We start from the raw sequence: 15,859 nt of genomic DNA on the forward strand, positions 1-15,859 counted from the left end.
GTGCGGCGTACGCCCGTCGTTTCCGGCCGGATGGTGGAAGATCGGAGAATGGAGGTCACCTGGTGGGGGCACGCCACCACGACGGTCGAGGACTCCGGGGTGCGGGTGCTGACCGACCCGCTCTTCGTGCGCCGGCTGGCCCATCTGCGGCGCCGCCGGGGCGCGCTGCCGCCGCCGGAGGCCGCGCGGGCCGATCTCGTCCTGGTCTCGCATCTGCACGCCGACCATCTCCATCCGGCGTCGTTGGCCCGGCTCGCGCCGGGGACCTCGCTGGTGGTGCCGCGCGGGGCGATGGCGGCGGTGCCGGGGCTGCGCAGGGTGGCCGCGGCCCGGAGGCTGCGGGTCGTCGAGCTGCGGGCGGGCGAGGAGTGCCGGGCCGGTGCGGTGACGGTACGGGCGGTGCGCGCGGCGCACGACGGACGGCGGCTGCCCTGCGGGCCGCGCCGGGTGCCGGCACTGGGCTATGTCGTGCACGGCCAGGCGCGTACGTACTTCGCGGGCGACACCGGTCTGTTCGAGGAGCTGGCGGAGGAGGTCGGTCCGTGCGATGTGGCGCTGCTGCCGGTGGGCGGCTGGGGGCCGTTCCTCGGACCGGGCCATCTGGACGCGCGGCGGGCGGCACAGGCGGCGGCCCGGCTGGCGCCGAGCTGCGCGGTCCCGGTGCACTACGGCACGTACTGGCCGATCGGGCTCGATGCCGTGCGGCCGCATGAATTCCATGCGCCGGGCCTGGAGTTCGAGCGCCACATGGGGCTGATGGCACCGCAGGTGACGGTCCATCGGCTGGGGCACGGTGAGTCGGTGCGCCCGGAGGCGGTGCGATGACCGCGCCGGCGGCGCTGGCGGGGCTGGCCGCGCTGACGCCGGCCGGTGGGCTGCTGCGGAGCGTGCCGCCGGAGTCGACGCAGCAGGCGGTGGGCTACCCCTCGTTGTTCCTGCTGGTGATGCTGGGGGCGCTGGTGCCCGTGGTGCCGACCGGGGCGGTGGTCAGCTCGGCGGCGGTGGTCGCCTTCCACCACGCCTCGCCGTTCTCCCTGCTGATGGTCTTCGCGGTGGCGTCGTGCGCCGCGTTCCTCGGCGATGTGCTGCTGTACTGCCTCGGGCGGCGCGGCAGTCACTCGCGGGGCGGCTCGCGCTGGCTGTCGCGGCTGCGCGCCCGCGCCGCGCCGGAGCGGCTGGACCTGGCGCAGCGCAGACTGCGCGAGCACGGGGTCCTGGTGCTGGTGCTGTCCCGGCTGGTGCCGGCCGGACGGATCCCGGTCATGCTGGCGTGTCTGCTCGCGGCGATGCCGCTGCGGCGGTTCGTACGGGGTGCCGCTCCGGCGTGTCTGGCCTGGGCGGCGACGTACCAGCTCATCGGGCTGCTGAGCGGTTCGCTGTTCAGCAGGCCGTGGGCGGGTGTGGCGATGGCGATCGTGGTGACGATGGCCATCGCCGCCGTGCCGGCCGCCTGGCGGCGCGTCAGACCGGCCGGGGACGGGGGCGGCAACGAGGGCAGGGAGGACGGCTAGGGCGAGCCGGGCCGCACCGTCTGTCAGCGCTCGGCCAGCACCCGTGACGCGCCGACCGGGAGATCCCACAGGTCCTCGCGGGGCCGGCCGGTGGCGGCCCAGGCGGCGCGCACCCGGCGCAGCGGCTCCAGGGGCGGCTCGCCGGAGAGCAGGAAGGTCGACCAGTGCATCGGGACCAGGGACCGGGCTCCGAGGTCCTGGCAGGCGCGTACCGCCTCTTCGGGGTCGGTGTGCACCGGGCGCAGCATCCAGCGCGGGTCGTAGGCCCCGATGGGCAGCAGCGCCAGGTCGATACCGGGGTAGCGGCGGCCGATCTCCTCGAACCAGTGGCCGTAGCCGGTGTCCCCCGCGAAGTGGATCCGCCGCCCGTCGGGGGCGGTGAGCAGCCAGCCGCCCCACAGGGAGCGGCAGGTGTCGGTCAGGGTCCGCTTGCTCCAGTGGTGGGCGGGGACGAAGTCGAGGCGTACGGGGCCGCCGGGGGCGGGCAGTTCGACCGCCTCCCACCAGTCCAGGTCGGTGACGTGGGTGAAGCCCCGCCGGCGGGCCCAGCGGGCCAGTCCGGCGGGGAGCAGCAGCGGGGTGTGGCGCGGCAGCCGCTTGAGGGTCGGCGCGTCGAGGTGGTCGTAGTGGTTGTGGCTGATCAGGACGGCGTCGATCGGTGGCAGGTCCTCCCAGCGGACGCCCACGGGGGTGACCCGGGCGGGGGTGCCCAGGATCTTGCGGGACCAGACCGGGTCGGTCAGCACCGTCAGACCCGCGATCCGGATGACCCAACTGGCGTGCCCGGCCCAGGTGAGGGCGATGGTGGTGGCCGTGGCGGCCGGCATCGGGCCCGGTTCGAAGGGGAGTTGCTGGATCTCCAGGAGCGTCTCGGGGGGCGGGCGCAGCTTGCCCTCCCGGGCGATCCTGGCCAGTGCCCGCACTCCGGGCAGGGGTGCGGTCAGTCGGTCGGTGAAGTCCCGTGGCCAGCTGCGGGGTGCGTTCAGCGGGCGGGGTTCGGCCAGTGGGGGCGGGGTGGCGTGCGGCAGGACCGGCGCGGCGGCGGGGCCCGGGTCGACGGTGGCGGGACCCGCGGCGGCCGGGCTCCGGCTGCGGTCCGCTCCCCCGCCCGCCGCGCCCTCGTCCTGATCCGTACCGCTTCCCGCGCCGGCATCGCCGCCCCGGTCGGCGCCGCCGGGCTGGGCGTGCGGGAGTCGCTCGGTGCCGGAGGACTGCTCGGCGAGGGAGCGCTCGGTCTGCTCGGTCATCGAGGGGCCCTTTCGGTGGACGGAACGATGGCGGGTGCGGGGCGGGTCGGGGGCGTGGGCGGTGATCGCGGGGTGGGCGGATCAGCCCGCCGCGGGTGCCGTGAGGGCGGCCAGTGCGCGCGACAGCGCGGTCAGCGCCTCGGTGATGTGCGGCAGGTCCAGCGGGTCCGGCGCGTCCAGGGTGCGTTGCCGCAGCTCCCGTTCGGCGCCCAGCAGCGCCTCGGCGCCCAGCCGTACCCGCAGGGCGCCCGGGTCGTCGCCGAAGCGGTACCCGCCCAGCGCCGCCCAGGGCGCCAACTTCCGCTCCAGCGCGGTGGATTCGACGATGCCGCGGGCGGCCAGGGGGCGGCGCAGCGGTTCGAGGTCGGCGTAGAGGTGGCTGCCGGCGCGGGGTGGGCGGCAGACCGCACCGGCCTCGGTGACGACGTGGTGCAGGGCGGCGGCGAGCGTGCCGTAGACCCGGGCGGCCGCGGCCGTTCTGGCACGTAGGGCGTCGGGCTCGCCGAGTGCGTGGGTGACGACGCAGCCGACGGGGCCCGGCAGCGGCGTACCGAGCGCGGTGAGCGCGTCCAGCGCGGCGGCCCGCAGGACGGAGCCGGGGTCGGTGGCCGGGAAGCGGGCCAGCGCGGCGGGCCAGGAGGCGGGCACGAGCGTGGCGCCCAGGTCGGTGAGCACCACGACCTCGTCGGGCAGTATCTCGGCGGGGCTGAGCAGCACCGTGTCGTGCGGATCGTGCAGCAGATCGCGGCGGCTCTCGTCGCTGAGGACCCACATCCCCTCCCCGGCCGCCGCCTCGCAGACCTCGTACAGCTGTTCTGGGGCTGGGCAGGTGCCAGTCGGGTCGTCGGCGACGGACAGGACCAGGACGCGTGGTGTGTCCCCGTGCATCCGGGCCCGGCGGACGGTCTCCAGCAGCGCGAACGGGTCGGGCACCCCGCCCGACTCCGCCGGTACGGGCGCCAGGTGCACCTGCCGCCCGAGGAGCCTGGCGGGTGGCGCGTACAGCTCGGAGCAGGGGCGCGGCAGCACCACCCCGCCGTCGGCCGCGGCGTACAGCGCGAGGAGCAGGGCGGCCACCCCGGGCGCGGCGAGCATCTGACCGGGGTCGGTGACCAGGCCGCGGCGGGCCCAGTAGCCGCAGGCGGCGGTGCGCAGGGGGGCGGCGCCGCCCGGGGGTTCGGGTTCGGTGCGGTCGGCGGCCGCGGAGAGGTGTGCGGCGAGGTCCGGGAGGACCGGCAGGCCCACCGGCGGTTCCGGCCGCGGATCCGGGGCGGTCCGCTGCATCCGTACCTCCACTCCACGACGGCGGGTCGATCGTGGGCCCATCACATGATGGGCGGCCCCGACCACCTTTGCAGATCCTTGGGGTGGCGCCCGGGGGCGACACGTCAGCGGCGGCCTAATGGCCCGAGCGCGCCCTCTCGTAGCGGTGCACCGCCACCACCTCGCCCGCGCCCCACTCCTGCCGCTCGGTGGCGCGGCGGACCCAGCCCAGGCGCTCGTAGAGGGCGATGGCCGCGGTGTCGGTGGTCTTCACCTCCAGTACGGGACGCAGCCCGCGGGCGGCCGCCTCCGCCTCGACGGCCCGCAGCAGCCGGCCGCCCAGGCCCGCGCCCCGGGCCGCGGGGGCGACGCAGAGCCGGCTGACCTCGCGGCCGCACAGCGCCACATGGCCGACGACCCGGCCGGCCGTCTCGGCGACCCAGGCCGCGGTCAGCCCGTCGGGGGTCAGCCAGCGCACCGGGTCCCGCGGCCAGTGGTGCGGATAGCCGCTGTGGGTGTGCACCTGGGCCAGGACGTCCACACAGGCGTCGAGGTCGGTGTCGTGCCGTCTCCGGATCATCGGGGAATCGAAGCACGGTTTCGCGCCCCACGGGGTGGAGAACTGCTCAGGATTGAGTCAACTCCATTACGCATTAAAGCCTCTGATTGGGTGTTAAGTTTGCTTCATGAACCTCACGGAATGGGCGGTAGCGAACGGTGTGCACCCGCATACCGCCTATCGGTGGTTCCGTGAGGGGATGTTGCCGGTACCGGCTCAGCGGGTCGGGTCGCGCACGATCCTGGTGAACATCGAGGCGAACACCGCGCCGGAAGCGGTCGGCGGTCTGGGCCTGCATGCCCGCGTCTCCTCCTACGACCAGAAGGCGGACCTGGAGCGCCAGGTTGCCCGGCTGACGCAGTGGGCCGCGACCACGACACGCCCCGTGGTGCGTGTCGAAACCGAGATCGCATCCGGTATGAACGGCGCCCTCAAGAACCTTGAGGCGGCCGAGCATGGCTGACCAGAAGAAGAAGCCGCTGCGCCAGATCGATCCGCCGTTCGTTGCGCTCGGCGCGTCCGGTGTCGCGACCCGTACCAGCCTCAAGCACCTCACGTCCGGGGACGGCAAGGTGTTGCGGGCCGTTGGCGCGCACCTCGGCTCCCTCGCCTCGAGGGACCTCAAGCGCAGGTGCGCTGACGGCCTGGAGAATTCCACGGACAGGTGGGCGGAGAGGAAGCGTGCCCTGACCAAGGAGTCGTCGTCGCGCTGGGCCGGGTCGATCACGAAGGCGTCGCACGACCAGTGGGCGCTCTCACGGCGTGCCCAGCTCGCCCACATCCAAGGGCTTGAGGCGGGCGTCAAGACGATCGCGCATCGCCTGTCCCAACGGGTCGGTGAGAAGGGCACCAAGCGTGTGCCAGGCGGTTACCGGTCGCGGCAGGAGTGGTTCGCCAAGGCCCGGCGACTGCACGTGCTGGAGGATCGGCTGGCCGCCGAGCGTGCCGACCGCGAGCAGGGCCGGGTTCGCGTCGTGCGGGGCGGCAAGAAGCTGGCTCGCAACCGTCACAACATGGAATCCGCCCAGCTCACCCGCGAACAGTGGCGGGATCGCTGGGAGGCCGAACGCTGGTTCCTCGCTGCTGACGGCGAGTCCGGCAAGCGCTTTGGGAACGAGACGATCCGCGTGACGGCGGACGGCGAAGTCAGCGTCAAGCTGCCCGCTCCCCTCGCCCACCTGGCGAACACCAGGCATGGCAGGTACGTACTGGCCGCGAAAGCGACCTTCCGCCATCGGGGCGATGAGTGGGCCGACCGCGTATCGGCAAACCGGGCGGTTGCCTACCGCATCCACCTGGACGTGCAGCGGAACCGCTGGTACCTCACGGCGTCGTGGACGATCCCGCCGGCCAAGACCGTCCCCATCGCCCAGGCGCGCACCGGCGGCCTGATCGGCGTGGACACCAACGCCGACCACCTTGCCGCCTGGCGACTCGATGAGCACGGCAACCCGTGCGGCGAGCCCCGCAGGTTCTTCTACGATCTCCACGGCCCCGCCGGATACCGGGATGGCCAGCTTCGGCACGCCCTCACCCGGCTGCTCCACTGGGCCCACCGGCGCGGCCTGTCCCTCGCGATCGAAGACCTCGACTTCACCGCCGAGAAGACCCGTGAGAAGCACGGCCGCCGCAAGAGGTTCCGCCAACTGATCTCCGGCATGCCCGTTGCCAAGCTCCGGGCACGGCTCGTCAGCATGGCCGCCGAACTCGGCATCACCGTGATCGCTGTCGATCCCGCATACACCAGTAAGTGGGGAGCCGAGCACTGGCAAAAGCCCCTCACCAGCAAGAACCGCAAGACCACCCGACACGACGCCGCGAGCGTCACGATCGGACGACGCGCCCTCGGGCACCGCCTCAGGCGACGGACGGCACCGCCCCACGACGACCAGAGCGATCGTCGTGGGCATCGGACCGCCCAGGCCGGAGACGTCATCCGAGGGCGTGAGGAAACCCGCCCCCGCATCCCCGGACCACGGACACGATCCGTGTCGCCGGATGCGGAGCGAACGCGGGCAACCAGTGCATCCACAACCGTTCGGGATGCACCAGATGCGCAGGTTCGGGTCCAAGACCCACTCCTGCTCACTGATTAGGCACGGTACAAGGAGGCCCATGCGATCGCTACTGACCCGTCTCGACCGTCGGACCTTCGATCTCATCGCGGCCCGCGAGTGGCCGGGGGCCCAGCAGGTGCTGCCCCGGCTGACCCGCAGCGCCAACCACGGACTGCTGTGGTTCGGCCTCGCGGCCGGCGCGGCCGCGCTGGGCGGGCGGCCGGCCCGCCGTGCCGCGCTGCGCGGTGTGGCCTCGCTGGCCGTGGCGTCGGCGACGGTGAACACGCTCGGCAAGCGCTCCGTACGGCGCCGGCGCCCGCTGCTGGACCCGGTGCCGGTGATACGGCAGCTGACCCGTCAGCCCTTCACCTCCTCCTTCCCGTCCGGGCACGCGGCCTCGGCGGTGGCCTTCGCGTCCGGCGTCGCGTTCGAGAACAAGTGGTGGGGTCTGGCGCTGGCGCCGCTCGCCGCTTCGGTGGCGTTCTCCCGCGTCTATACGGGCGTGCACTATCCGGGTGATGTGCTGGCGGGGGCCGCGCTGGGGGCGGGTGCGGCGTTCGCGGTGCGGGGCATCGCGCCGACCCGCGCCCAGCTGGCGCCGCCCGCGCGGCCGCGGGCCGAAGCGCCCGCGCTGCCCGGCGGGCGCGGCCTGGTCGTGGTGGCGAACCAGGGCTCGGGACAGCGCACCGGCCCCCTCCCGAACCGGATCGAGGAGGTGCACGGGGTACTGCCGCACGCCGAGGTGACGGTGTGCGGCGGGCCGGGCGGGCTGCCGATGGACGAGGCGCTCACCGAGGCCGCGGAGCGGGCCCGGGAACTCGGCGGCGCGCTGGGGGTGCTCGGCGGGGACGGCAGCGTCAACGCCGCGGCGGCGGTGGCGGTGCGGTACGGGCTGCCGCTGGCGGTGCTGCCCGGCGGAAGCCTGAACCACTTCGCGTACGACCTGGGGATCGAGACCCATGCGGCGGCGGCGCGCGCCGTGGAGAGCGGGGAGGCCGTCGCGGTGGACCTGGCGCGGTTCGGGGCCGGTCCGCATCGGGAGGCGCGGTACTTCCTCAACACCTTCTCGGTCGGCGTGTATCCGGAGCTGGTGCGGATCCGGGAGCGGTGGGCCGGCCGGATCGGTGCCTGGCCGGCCGGGGTTCTCGCGGCGTGGGAGGTGCTGCGCACCGCCGAGCCGCTGACCCTGCGGATCAACGGCGAGCGGCGCGCCGTGTGGATGGTGTTCGCGGGCAACTGCCAGTACCGGGGGCTGGGGGTGTCGCCGGTGCGCCGGCACGACCTGGCGGACGGGGTGCTCGACGTGCGGGTGGTGCACGGCGGACGGCTGGCCCGCACCCGGCTGCTGGTCGCCGCCCTGACCGGCTCCCCGCGCAGCACGCCGGTGCTCGGCGAGGCGCGGTTGTCGCGGCTGCGGCTCTCCGGGCTGCCGCAGGGCGCGACCGTCGCGTTCGACGGTGAAGTGACGTCCGGGGAGGGCGAGTTGCTGTTGGAGAAGGAGCGTGAGGCGCTGACGGTCTATCGACTGCTGCCCGACCGGCCGACCGCCGTCCACCCCTCGTTGCCCGCATAGCAAGACGCCACTCTCATGATGCGAGATACGCGCGTACGGTGAACACCACCGCCGGAGCACGCGAAGGAGAGTCGGCCATGCCGCAGGAGTCCGCCGTCTACACCCACGGCCACCACGAGTCCGTACTGCGCTCCCACACCTGGCGCACCGCCGCCAACTCGGCCGGATACCTGCTGGGTTCGCTGAAGCCGCATATGCAGGTACTGGACGTCGGCTGCGGCCCGGGCACCATCACCGCCGATCTGGCGGCGCTGGTGCCGCAGGGGCGGGTCACCGGGCTGGAGCGGGCGCCGGAGGTGCTGGCGCAGGCGCGCGACACCGCCGCCGGACGCGGCCTGACGAACGTCCGCTTCGAGGTCGGCGACGTCCACGCACTGGACTACCCGGACGACACCTTCTGCGTGGTGCACGCCCAACAGGTACTGCAGCACGTGGGCGACCCCGTCCAGGCGCTGCGCGAGATGCGCCGGGTCACCAGGCCCGGCGGGATCGTCGCCGTACGCGACGCGGACTACTCGGCCATGACGTGGTACCCCGAGGTCGCGGGGATGGCCGACTGGCAGCGGCTGTATCTGCGGGTGGCTCGCGGTAACGGGGGCGAGCCGGACGCCGGACGCCGGCTGCACGCCTGGGCCCGGCAGGCGGGTTTCGCGCCGGACGCCGTCACCGCGACCGCCGGCACGTGGTGCTACCGGACCCCGGACGAGCGGTCCTGGTGGAGCGAGCTGTGGGCGGACCGCACGGTCGGCTCCGCGTTCGCGCGGATCGCGGTGGAGGGCGGGCACGCCACCGAGGAGGAACTGCGGCGGATCGCGGCGGCCTGGCGGGCCTGGGGCGCCGAGGAGGACGGCTGGTTCGCCGTCCTGCACGGCGAGATCGTGTGCCGCGTCTGAACGGGCCTGCACCACACGGCTCTTCGGGGTCGCCCGACGGGGCACGGCCGGGTCCGCGGCGAAGAGCGGACGGATGCGGGCCAAGTGATCGCGTACCGGCGGGCCGCCCAACTAGGGTTGCCCGTATGGACATTCTGGGGACCTCATTGCGGGTGTGCGTCGGTGATCTCAATGCCGCGATCGACGTCTACGAACGGCTGACGGGCGCCGAGGCGATCCGCTTCCAGCGCGGCGCGGTGGCGGTCGCGGCCGTCGGGTGCTTCTTCCTGATGAGCGGGCCCGAGGCGGAGTTGTCGGTGCTGCGGAAGATCACCGCGACCCTCGCCGTCAAGGACGTGGACGAGGCGCTGGCGGATCTGACGGCGGTCGGCGCGGACATCATCGCCGGCCCGCTGCCGACCCCCATCGGCCGTAATCTCGTGGCCCGCCACCCGGACGGTTCGATCTTCGAGTACGTCGACCGCCAGGGCGGAGAGCAGGGCGCGGAGGCCTGAGCGACCTCCGCACCGCCCCGGGCCGTCGCCGCCGACCGGCCGTCAGGACACCTCGAGCACGATCTTGCCGCGGGACCGGCCGGCCATGCTCCGCCGGAACGCCTCGGCGGCCTCGGACAGCGGGAAGACCGCGTCGACCGGAACGGTCAGCTTCCCGGAGTCCGCGAGCGCGCCGAGCGCGGCCAGATCGTCGGCGTTCGGGCGCACCCACACCATGTGGCCGCCCTTCGCCGTGACCTCGCCGTCGGCGACGGACACCACCCGGCCGCGGTCCTTGAGCAGCTCCTGCGAGACGTCCACAACACCGCCGCCGACGAAGTCCAGGGCCACGTCGACGCCTTCGGGTGCCAGCGCACGCACCCGGTCGGCGAGTCCGTCGCCGTAGGTGACCGGCTCGGCGCCCAGGGACCGCAGGAAGTCGTGGTTGGACTCGCTCGCCGTGCCGATGACGCGGGTGCCCTGGGCGACCAGGATCTGCACGGCGAGCGACCCGACGCCGCCGGCGGCCGCATGCACCAGGGCGGTCTCGCCGGCCTTCGTGCCGACCCGCTTGATCGACTGATAGGCCGTCAGTCCGGCGAGCGGCAGCCCGGCGGCCTGCCGCCAGTCGAGCGCGGCGGGCTTGGGCGCCAGGGTGCGGACCGGCGCGGCGACCAGCTCGGCGAACGTGCCGTGCTGGACCTCGTCCTTGCGGACATAGCCGATGACCTCGTCACCGACCGCGTACTCGGTCGCGTCGGCGCCGACCGCCTCGACGACCCCCGCCACGTCCCAGCCGGGAATGAGCGGGAAGTGGCTGTTCATGATCGGGTCCAGATAGCCGGCGACGATCTTCCAGTCCACGGGGTTGACCCCGGCCGCCCTGACCCGGATCAGGACCGAGTCCGGAGCCACCTTCGGGTCGGGCAGGTCGGAGTAGGCGAGGACTTCGGGGCCGCCGTAGCTGTTGGTGCTGATTGCCTTCATGGTCCGACCCAACGCGGGACGGACGGGGAACATTCCGACGCGTGCCGACGATCACCGGATCGGCGTAGGAGCGCGGCGCCGGGCCTTGGGACGTGTCCGATGGGTCACGGCCGGGTCAGCCGGGCTGCGCCCCCAGCGAGCGCAGCAGGAACGGCAGCAGCTCGCGGATCGCCGCCTCACCGGAGGAGGGACCGTCCGTGGCGGGGCCGTGCGCCGCGTCGGGCGTCAGGAACAGGCGGCTGACCATCGAGCCCACCACCAGATCGGCGAGCACATGGGCGTCCCGCAGCGGCGGGATGTCCCCTCGGGCGACCGCGCGGCGCACCACCGTGGCGGCCCGGTCGCGGACCGGCTGGATGATCGCGGTGTCCAGCACCCGGGCCAGCGCCTCGTTGTGCGCGGACTCGCCGATCAGGACGTGCAGCAGCCGGCCGCCGGGGCCCTCCAGCGTCTCGGCCTTGTCCCGCAGCAGCGCGGCCAGGTCGCCTTCGAGGCCGCCGGTGTCCGGCTGCGGGCCGAGGTCGCTGGCCCAGCGGACGGCGGTGCCCACGACCAGGTCCTCCTTGGAGCGCCAGCGGCGGTAGAGGGTCGCGGTGGAGACACCGGCCCGCTTGGCGACCGCTGCCGTGGTCAGCCCGCCGTAGCCGCTCTCCTGGAGGACCTGGACGGTGGCCTCCAGCAGGGCCCGGTCGCGTCCGGCGTCCCGCGGGCGCCCCCGGCCGCGCGTCGGCCCGGCTGCGGTCTGGTTGCTCTCGGTACGTTCGCCCACACCGGGAGTCTACCGACCTCCAATTGCGAAACGAAAAGTTTTCGTTTCGTGTAGCCTCGGCGCCATGACATCCCACGCCTCCACCCCCGACCTGGACGCCGCCGCCGTCGTCGACCGGCTCCGCGCCACCTTCGCCACCCGTCGTACGGCCTCCCCGGACTGGCGGCGCGGACAGCTGACGGCGCTGCGCACGCTGCTCACCGACCACCGCGACGACCTGCTCGCCGCGCTCGCCACCGACCTCGGCAAGGGCCCCGAGGAGGCCTACCGCACCGAGATCGGCTTCACGGTCAACGAGATCGACCACACCCTCGACCGGCTCGACGACTGGCTGGCGCCCCGCCCGGCGGAACTGCCCGAGCGGCTGCTCCCGGCGACCGCGCGGGTCGTCCGCGAGCCGCTCGGCGTCGTGCTGGTGATCGCCCCCTGGAACTATCCGCTGCAGCTGGCGCTCGCCCCGCTCGTCGGCGCGCTGGCCGCGGGCAACTGCGTCGTCGTCAAGCCCAGCGAACTCGCCCCCGCGACCTCCGCCGCGATCGCCCGGCTGCTGCCGCGCTATCTGGACGCCGAAGCGGTGACCGTCGTCGAGGGCGCGGTACCGGAGACCACCGCCCTGCTGGCCCAGCGCTTCGACCACATCTTCTACACCGGCAACGGAGCCGTCGGCCGGATCGTGATGGCCGCCGCCGCCCGGCATCTGACGCCCGTCACGCTGGAGCTGGGCGGCAAGAGCCCGGTCGTCCTGGACGCCGGCACGGACCTGGCCGCCGCCGCCCGGCGGCTGGTGGCCGGCAAGTTCCTCAACGCCGGCCAGACCTGTGTCGCCCCCGACTACGTCCTGGCGATCGGCGAGACCGCCCGGGCCGTCGAACCGCACCTCGCCGAGGCGGTACGCGAGGCATACGGGACCGACCCGGCCACCGCGCCCGAGTACGGGCGGATCGTCAACGAACGCCACTTCGACCGGCTCACCGCGCTGCTCGACAGCGGCCGCACGGTCGTCGGCGGCAGCCACGACCGCGCCACCCGCTATCTGGCGCCCACCGTCCTCGCCGAGGTCTCCTCCGACGCCCCCGTCATGCAGGAGGAGATCTTCGGCCCGGTCCTGCCGATCGTGCCGGTGCCCGACCTGGACGCGGCGATCGCCTTCATCAACGACCGCGACAAGCCGCTGGCGCTGTACGCCTTCACCGACTCCGACGACACCAAGAACCGGCTGCTGACCGAGACCTCCTCGGGCGCGCTCACCTTCGGCCTGCCGGTCGCCCATCTCACCGCGCCCGACCTGCCGTTCGGCGGGGTCGGCGAGAGCGGCATGGGGCGCTACCACGGCGAGTACTCACTCGACACCTTCAGCCACACCAAGGCGGTGCTGGACAAGCCGCTGGGGTGACGGGAGCGGTGCGACGATCAGCCCCCGGCGGGATCCGCCTCGGCCCCACCCGGCGCCGACACCGGCCGCATCCGGTACTCGTACCGCTCCGGGAGCGGATGAACGGACCGGGCCGTGGCGCGGACCTCCTCGGTGACCGGCCCGCCGGCCGCGATCAGCTGCTCGGCGACGGCGTACCAGGTGTCGCTCAGCGTCTCGTCGCCCTCCCGTAGATCGGCGATCTCGAAGCCGGCGTCGAAGACCTCGCGGGCCGCGGCCGGCCGTCCCTGGGCGAGCGCCACCCGGGCGGTCAGCAACCGGAAGCGGCCGTCGGCCAGTTCGGCCGGCGGCAGCCCGGACAGCAGCCCGGCGGCCTCCTCGACGCGGCCCGCCGCGAGCAGTGCCGGCACCGCCTCCCGGACGAGCGCGGTGCGCACCGCACGCCAGGCGCGCGCCTGGGGGCCGTTCGCCGCGGCCGCCTGTGCCGCCGCGGCGCAGGCCTCGGCGAACCGGTCGGCAGCGCGGGCCGGCTCGCCCGCCGCCAGCTCCGCGACGGCCAGGCAGTACACCGGCAGCGCCCCACCGCCGCACCCGGTCGCGCGCTCCCAGCTGCGGACGGCCTGAGCGCGGTCGCCGGCCTGCCACTGGGCGAGGCCCAGGTGGTAGTCGGTGGCCGGCCCCGGCGGTGCGGACTCCAGCAGATCGCGCCAGGCCGGTGCGGTCAGCGCCGGTCCGGGCACCGGCCCGGCGGCCGGCAGGTCACCGCTCCGCAGCAGCGTCAGCCACGGCTCCTGCTCCGGGCCGAGGGTGGCCGCGTCGAACGGCGTACCGGGCAGGTCGAGGCCGGCCCGCGCGACCTCCAGCGCGCCCCAGCCCGACCCGGTGGCCAGCGACTCCTTGGGGTCCCGGTCCGCGTACGGCAGCCACGCGGCGTGGGCGGCGTCGACGTCGGCGCGCGGCAGGGCCTCCTCCAGCCGGGCGGCGACCTCGCCGCGGGCCGCCGCCCAGTCGGCGCCGTGCACCGCCGAGGGATCGGCGGCCAGCGGCCCGTAGGCCTCCAGCCAGGTGAACTCCCCGCCCCCGTCGAGCGGTAGCTGCTCCAGCTGGGTGCGGGCCAGCCCGGCCTGGATCTCCGCGTAGCCGCCGGTGCCCGGCTCGGTGAGCCACCGCTGCCAGCGGCGCCCGGCCCGCCCGGCACCCCACAGGAAGAGCTTGCGGCCGCGCAACGCGTCCGTGGAGGTCTGCACCAGCCCGCGGCCGTCCTCGTCGAGCGCGGTGACCCAGCGGCGGGCGCCGTCGGGCACCTCGTAGAAGTAGTCCGCCGGAGACTCGCTGCGCAGCGGGTAGGTCCGGTCCACGCCGCCGGATTCGGGGACCGGCACCCGGCGCAGCACCCGCTCGTAGCCGAATTGCCAGGCCTCGTCGGCGGGCGCCAGTACCCGGCTGCCCGCCGCCTCGGGGACCGCGATGTTGGACCACCAGTAGACCGGGACGGTGTGGTGGTGCGGATTGCGGATCCGCACGCCCACGTACAGGAAGTCGGAGCCCTCCGGGAGCCACAGGTCCACCTGGAAGGGCAGATCGCGCAGCCGCTCCCACTCCCACAGGCGCAGCATCTCCCCGCCGTCCGGCGCCGGGACGCGGGCGGCGTGCAGCGGGGCGCAGGAGAGGGTGGTGTGGCCGGTGGCGCCGATGTTCCATTCGATGCCACCGGAGAACCAGGCACCGTTGAGCGCGAAGGCGGCGGGCTGCAACACCGGGTTGCGGTAGAGCAGTTCGCGGTCGGTGGGCTTGTGGTGCAGGGAGTGCACCCGCCCGCCGAGGCCGGGCAGGACGGTGACGCGCAGCCGGTCGTTCTCGACGACCAGCGCGTCGAGGTCGGTGCGGCGACGGGTACGGCCGTATCCGTCGCGCATGGCGGTCGGCAGGATCGAGCGCAGCGGCTGACAGCCGATCTGACGGGCCATGTCGGCGGGCAGTCGGGTGCCCCGGGGGATCTCGACGCGGTGCGGGTCCTGGCCGCCGTTGAGCGCCGGGAGGGGGTTGTCCGGACCGAGGGGGGCGGCGGGAAGGGTCAGGGTGGTGCGTCGCACAGTCGTGGCCACGGCTGCCTCGCAATGCTGGACCGGGCCGCCTCGGCTGCGGCGGCCTCCGATTGCCCATGGAACCTCGCGATCGCCGGTCTGAACAGGCCTTCTTGCGGCCGGCCGAGGTCAGGGTTGCGCAAAGACCCCCTCAAGGAGCCCGGTGAGCAGGGCGGCGCCGGTCCCCTCGGGATCGCGGTCCGGGTCGTAGATGGTGACGTTGATGCCGGCGCAGCGCGGCGACGCCGCCAACGGGCCCAGCAGTTCGGCGAGTTCGCCGGTCAACAGACCGCCCGGATCGGGGCTGTCGACGGCGGGCATGACGGACGGGTCGAGGACATCGGCGTCGAGATGGATCCAGAAGCCGTCGAGCGGCGGCTTCTGGAGGTGGGCGAGGGCCTCGCGCGCCACCGCTGCCGCGCCGCGCCGTCGGATCTCGCCGACCGGGGTATGGCTGATGCCCAGCCCCGCCAGCTCCTCCTGGTCCTCGTCCGCGTCCCGGATGCCCAGCAGGCTCACGTCCTCGTCCCGCACATACGGCCGCAGCCCGTCGATGTCGGTGAGATCCGCCTGCCCCCGCCCGGTGATCTGCGCGACGCCCTCCCCGGCCGCGGCCCCCAGCGGTCCGGACAGCGCCACGTTCCCCGGATGCCGGAAGTCGCCGTGCCCGTCCAGATAGGCCACGCCGTACCGGCCCAGCCGCCGCAGCCCGAGCACCGCCCCGAGCAGGATGCTGCAGTCCCCACCGAGCACCACCGGGAAGTCCCCACCGCGTACGTGCCCCTCGACCCGCGCGGCCAGCTTGACGGTGTACGCGGCGATGGCGGCTGCGTTGAAGTCCCCGTCCTCGCCCTCCCGCCAGTCCCCCAGGTCGTACCGCGGCGGCACCACCACGCCGCCCTCCAGCGCCCCGAGCCGGCGCAGCAGCCCCTGTTCGCGCAGTGCGCCGGCGAGCTTGTGGCAGCCGGGGACGGTTCCGGGCGCGGGCGGACGCAGTCCCAGGTTGGAGGGGGCATCGATCACTACGGTGCGGCGCATGCGGAAATCGTCACACAGAGTCCCGGGAAAATG

General features: G+C 74.2%; 14 protein-coding genes and 1 pseudogene. 8 read left to right on the forward strand and 7 right to left on the reverse strand.

Annotated elements, in window-relative coordinates; translation table 11 throughout:
* The first annotated feature begins 48 nt into the window (after positions 1-48).
* Both ACFWZH_RS20590 and ACFWZH_RS20595 read left to right on the forward strand, forming a co-directional pair.
* Positions 49-825 carry an MBL fold metallo-hydrolase gene (locus ACFWZH_RS20590; protein WP_384432840.1) on the forward strand — a complete coding sequence of 259 codons (777 nt, stop codon included), beginning with the start codon at positions 49-51 and terminating at the stop codon, positions 823-825.
* The gene (locus ACFWZH_RS20595) at positions 822-1,511 is read left to right on the forward strand and encodes a DedA family protein (protein ID WP_384432843.1); all 690 of its coding nucleotides are present in this window, start codon (positions 822-824) and stop codon (positions 1,509-1,511) included. Before ACFWZH_RS20590 ends, ACFWZH_RS20595 begins: the two co-directional genes overlap by 4 nt.
* Positions 1,512-1,534: 23 nt before the next feature.
* On the opposite strand, the gene ACFWZH_RS20600 is transcribed toward ACFWZH_RS20595, so the two are convergent.
* The 3 genes from ACFWZH_RS20600 to ACFWZH_RS20610 all read right to left on the reverse strand — a co-directional run bounded on the left by ACFWZH_RS20600 (position 1,535) and on the right by ACFWZH_RS20610 (position 4,601).
* A complete protein-coding gene (locus ACFWZH_RS20600) occupies positions 1,535-2,758 on the reverse strand; it encodes an MBL fold metallo-hydrolase (RefSeq protein ID WP_384432846.1) in 1,224 nt (407 codons plus the stop codon).
* An 81-nt stretch (positions 2,759-2,839) separates the two neighbouring features.
* On the reverse strand, positions 2,840-4,042 hold the full coding sequence (locus ACFWZH_RS20605; protein WP_384432849.1) for an aminotransferase class I/II-fold pyridoxal phosphate-dependent enzyme: 1,203 nt from the start codon (positions 4,040-4,042) through the stop codon (positions 2,840-2,842).
* Between the two features lie 115 nt (positions 4,043-4,157).
* Positions 4,158-4,601, reverse strand: a complete 444-nt coding sequence (locus tag ACFWZH_RS20610) for a GNAT family N-acetyltransferase (RefSeq protein WP_384432852.1) — start codon at positions 4,599-4,601, stop codon at positions 4,158-4,160.
* Between the two features lie 106 nt (positions 4,602-4,707).
* Here ACFWZH_RS20610 and ACFWZH_RS20615 point away from each other — a divergent pair.
* The 5 genes and pseudogenes from ACFWZH_RS20615 to ACFWZH_RS20635 form a co-directional block, all read left to right on the forward strand.
* A pseudogene (locus ACFWZH_RS20615) lies at positions 4,708-5,004 on the forward strand (IS607 family transposase); the annotation flags it as partial.
* 31 nt (positions 5,005-5,035) lie between these two features.
* Positions 5,036-6,676: an IS200/IS605 family accessory protein TnpB-related protein gene (locus ACFWZH_RS20620; protein ID WP_384432855.1), complete on the forward strand. Its 1,641-nt coding sequence runs from the start codon at positions 5,036-5,038 to the stop codon at positions 6,674-6,676.
* A gap of 19 nt (positions 6,677-6,695) precedes the next feature.
* Positions 6,696-8,210: a bifunctional phosphatase PAP2/diacylglycerol kinase family protein gene (locus ACFWZH_RS20625; protein WP_384432858.1), complete on the forward strand. Its 1,515-nt coding sequence runs from the start codon at positions 6,696-6,698 to the stop codon at positions 8,208-8,210.
* 77 nt (positions 8,211-8,287) lie between these two features.
* Positions 8,288-9,103 carry a class I SAM-dependent methyltransferase gene (locus ACFWZH_RS20630; RefSeq protein WP_384432861.1) on the forward strand — a complete coding sequence of 272 codons (816 nt, stop codon included), beginning with the start codon at positions 8,288-8,290 and terminating at the stop codon, positions 9,101-9,103.
* Between the two features lie 125 nt (positions 9,104-9,228).
* The gene (locus ACFWZH_RS20635; RefSeq protein ID WP_384432863.1) at positions 9,229-9,597 is read left to right on the forward strand and encodes a VOC family protein; all 369 of its coding nucleotides are present in this window, start codon (positions 9,229-9,231) and stop codon (positions 9,595-9,597) included.
* A gap of 42 nt (positions 9,598-9,639) precedes the next feature.
* Here ACFWZH_RS20635 and ACFWZH_RS20640 read toward each other — a convergent pair whose 3' ends face one another.
* On the reverse strand, positions 9,640-10,563 hold the full coding sequence (locus ACFWZH_RS20640) for an NADP-dependent oxidoreductase (RefSeq protein WP_384432866.1): 924 nt from the start codon (positions 10,561-10,563) through the stop codon (positions 9,640-9,642).
* Positions 10,564-10,678: 115 nt separating this feature from the next.
* Positions 10,679-11,332, reverse strand: coding sequence for a TetR/AcrR family transcriptional regulator (locus ACFWZH_RS20645; protein WP_384432869.1), 654 nt, complete (start codon positions 11,330-11,332; stop codon positions 10,679-10,681).
* A 64-nt stretch (positions 11,333-11,396) separates the two neighbouring features.
* Here ACFWZH_RS20645 and ACFWZH_RS20650 point away from each other — a divergent pair, with 64 nt between their 5' ends.
* A complete protein-coding gene (locus tag ACFWZH_RS20650) occupies positions 11,397-12,725 on the forward strand; it encodes an aldehyde dehydrogenase family protein (RefSeq protein WP_384432872.1) in 1,329 nt (442 codons plus the stop codon).
* Between the two features lie 17 nt (positions 12,726-12,742).
* Here the strand turns inward: ACFWZH_RS20650 and ACFWZH_RS20655 are convergent, their stop codons facing one another.
* The gene (locus ACFWZH_RS20655) at positions 12,743-14,809 is read right to left on the reverse strand and encodes a DUF5107 domain-containing protein (protein WP_384432875.1); all 2,067 of its coding nucleotides are present in this window, start codon (positions 14,807-14,809) and stop codon (positions 12,743-12,745) included.
* Between the two features lie 108 nt (positions 14,810-14,917).
* A complete protein-coding gene (locus tag ACFWZH_RS20660) occupies positions 14,918-15,826 on the reverse strand; it encodes an arginase family protein (protein WP_384432878.1) in 909 nt (302 codons plus the stop codon).
* Positions 15,827-15,859 lie beyond the last annotated feature (33 nt).

Source organism: Streptomyces sp. NPDC059008 (assembly GCF_042749045.1).
Lineage (GTDB): Bacteria > Actinomycetota > Actinomycetes > Streptomycetales > Streptomycetaceae > Streptomyces.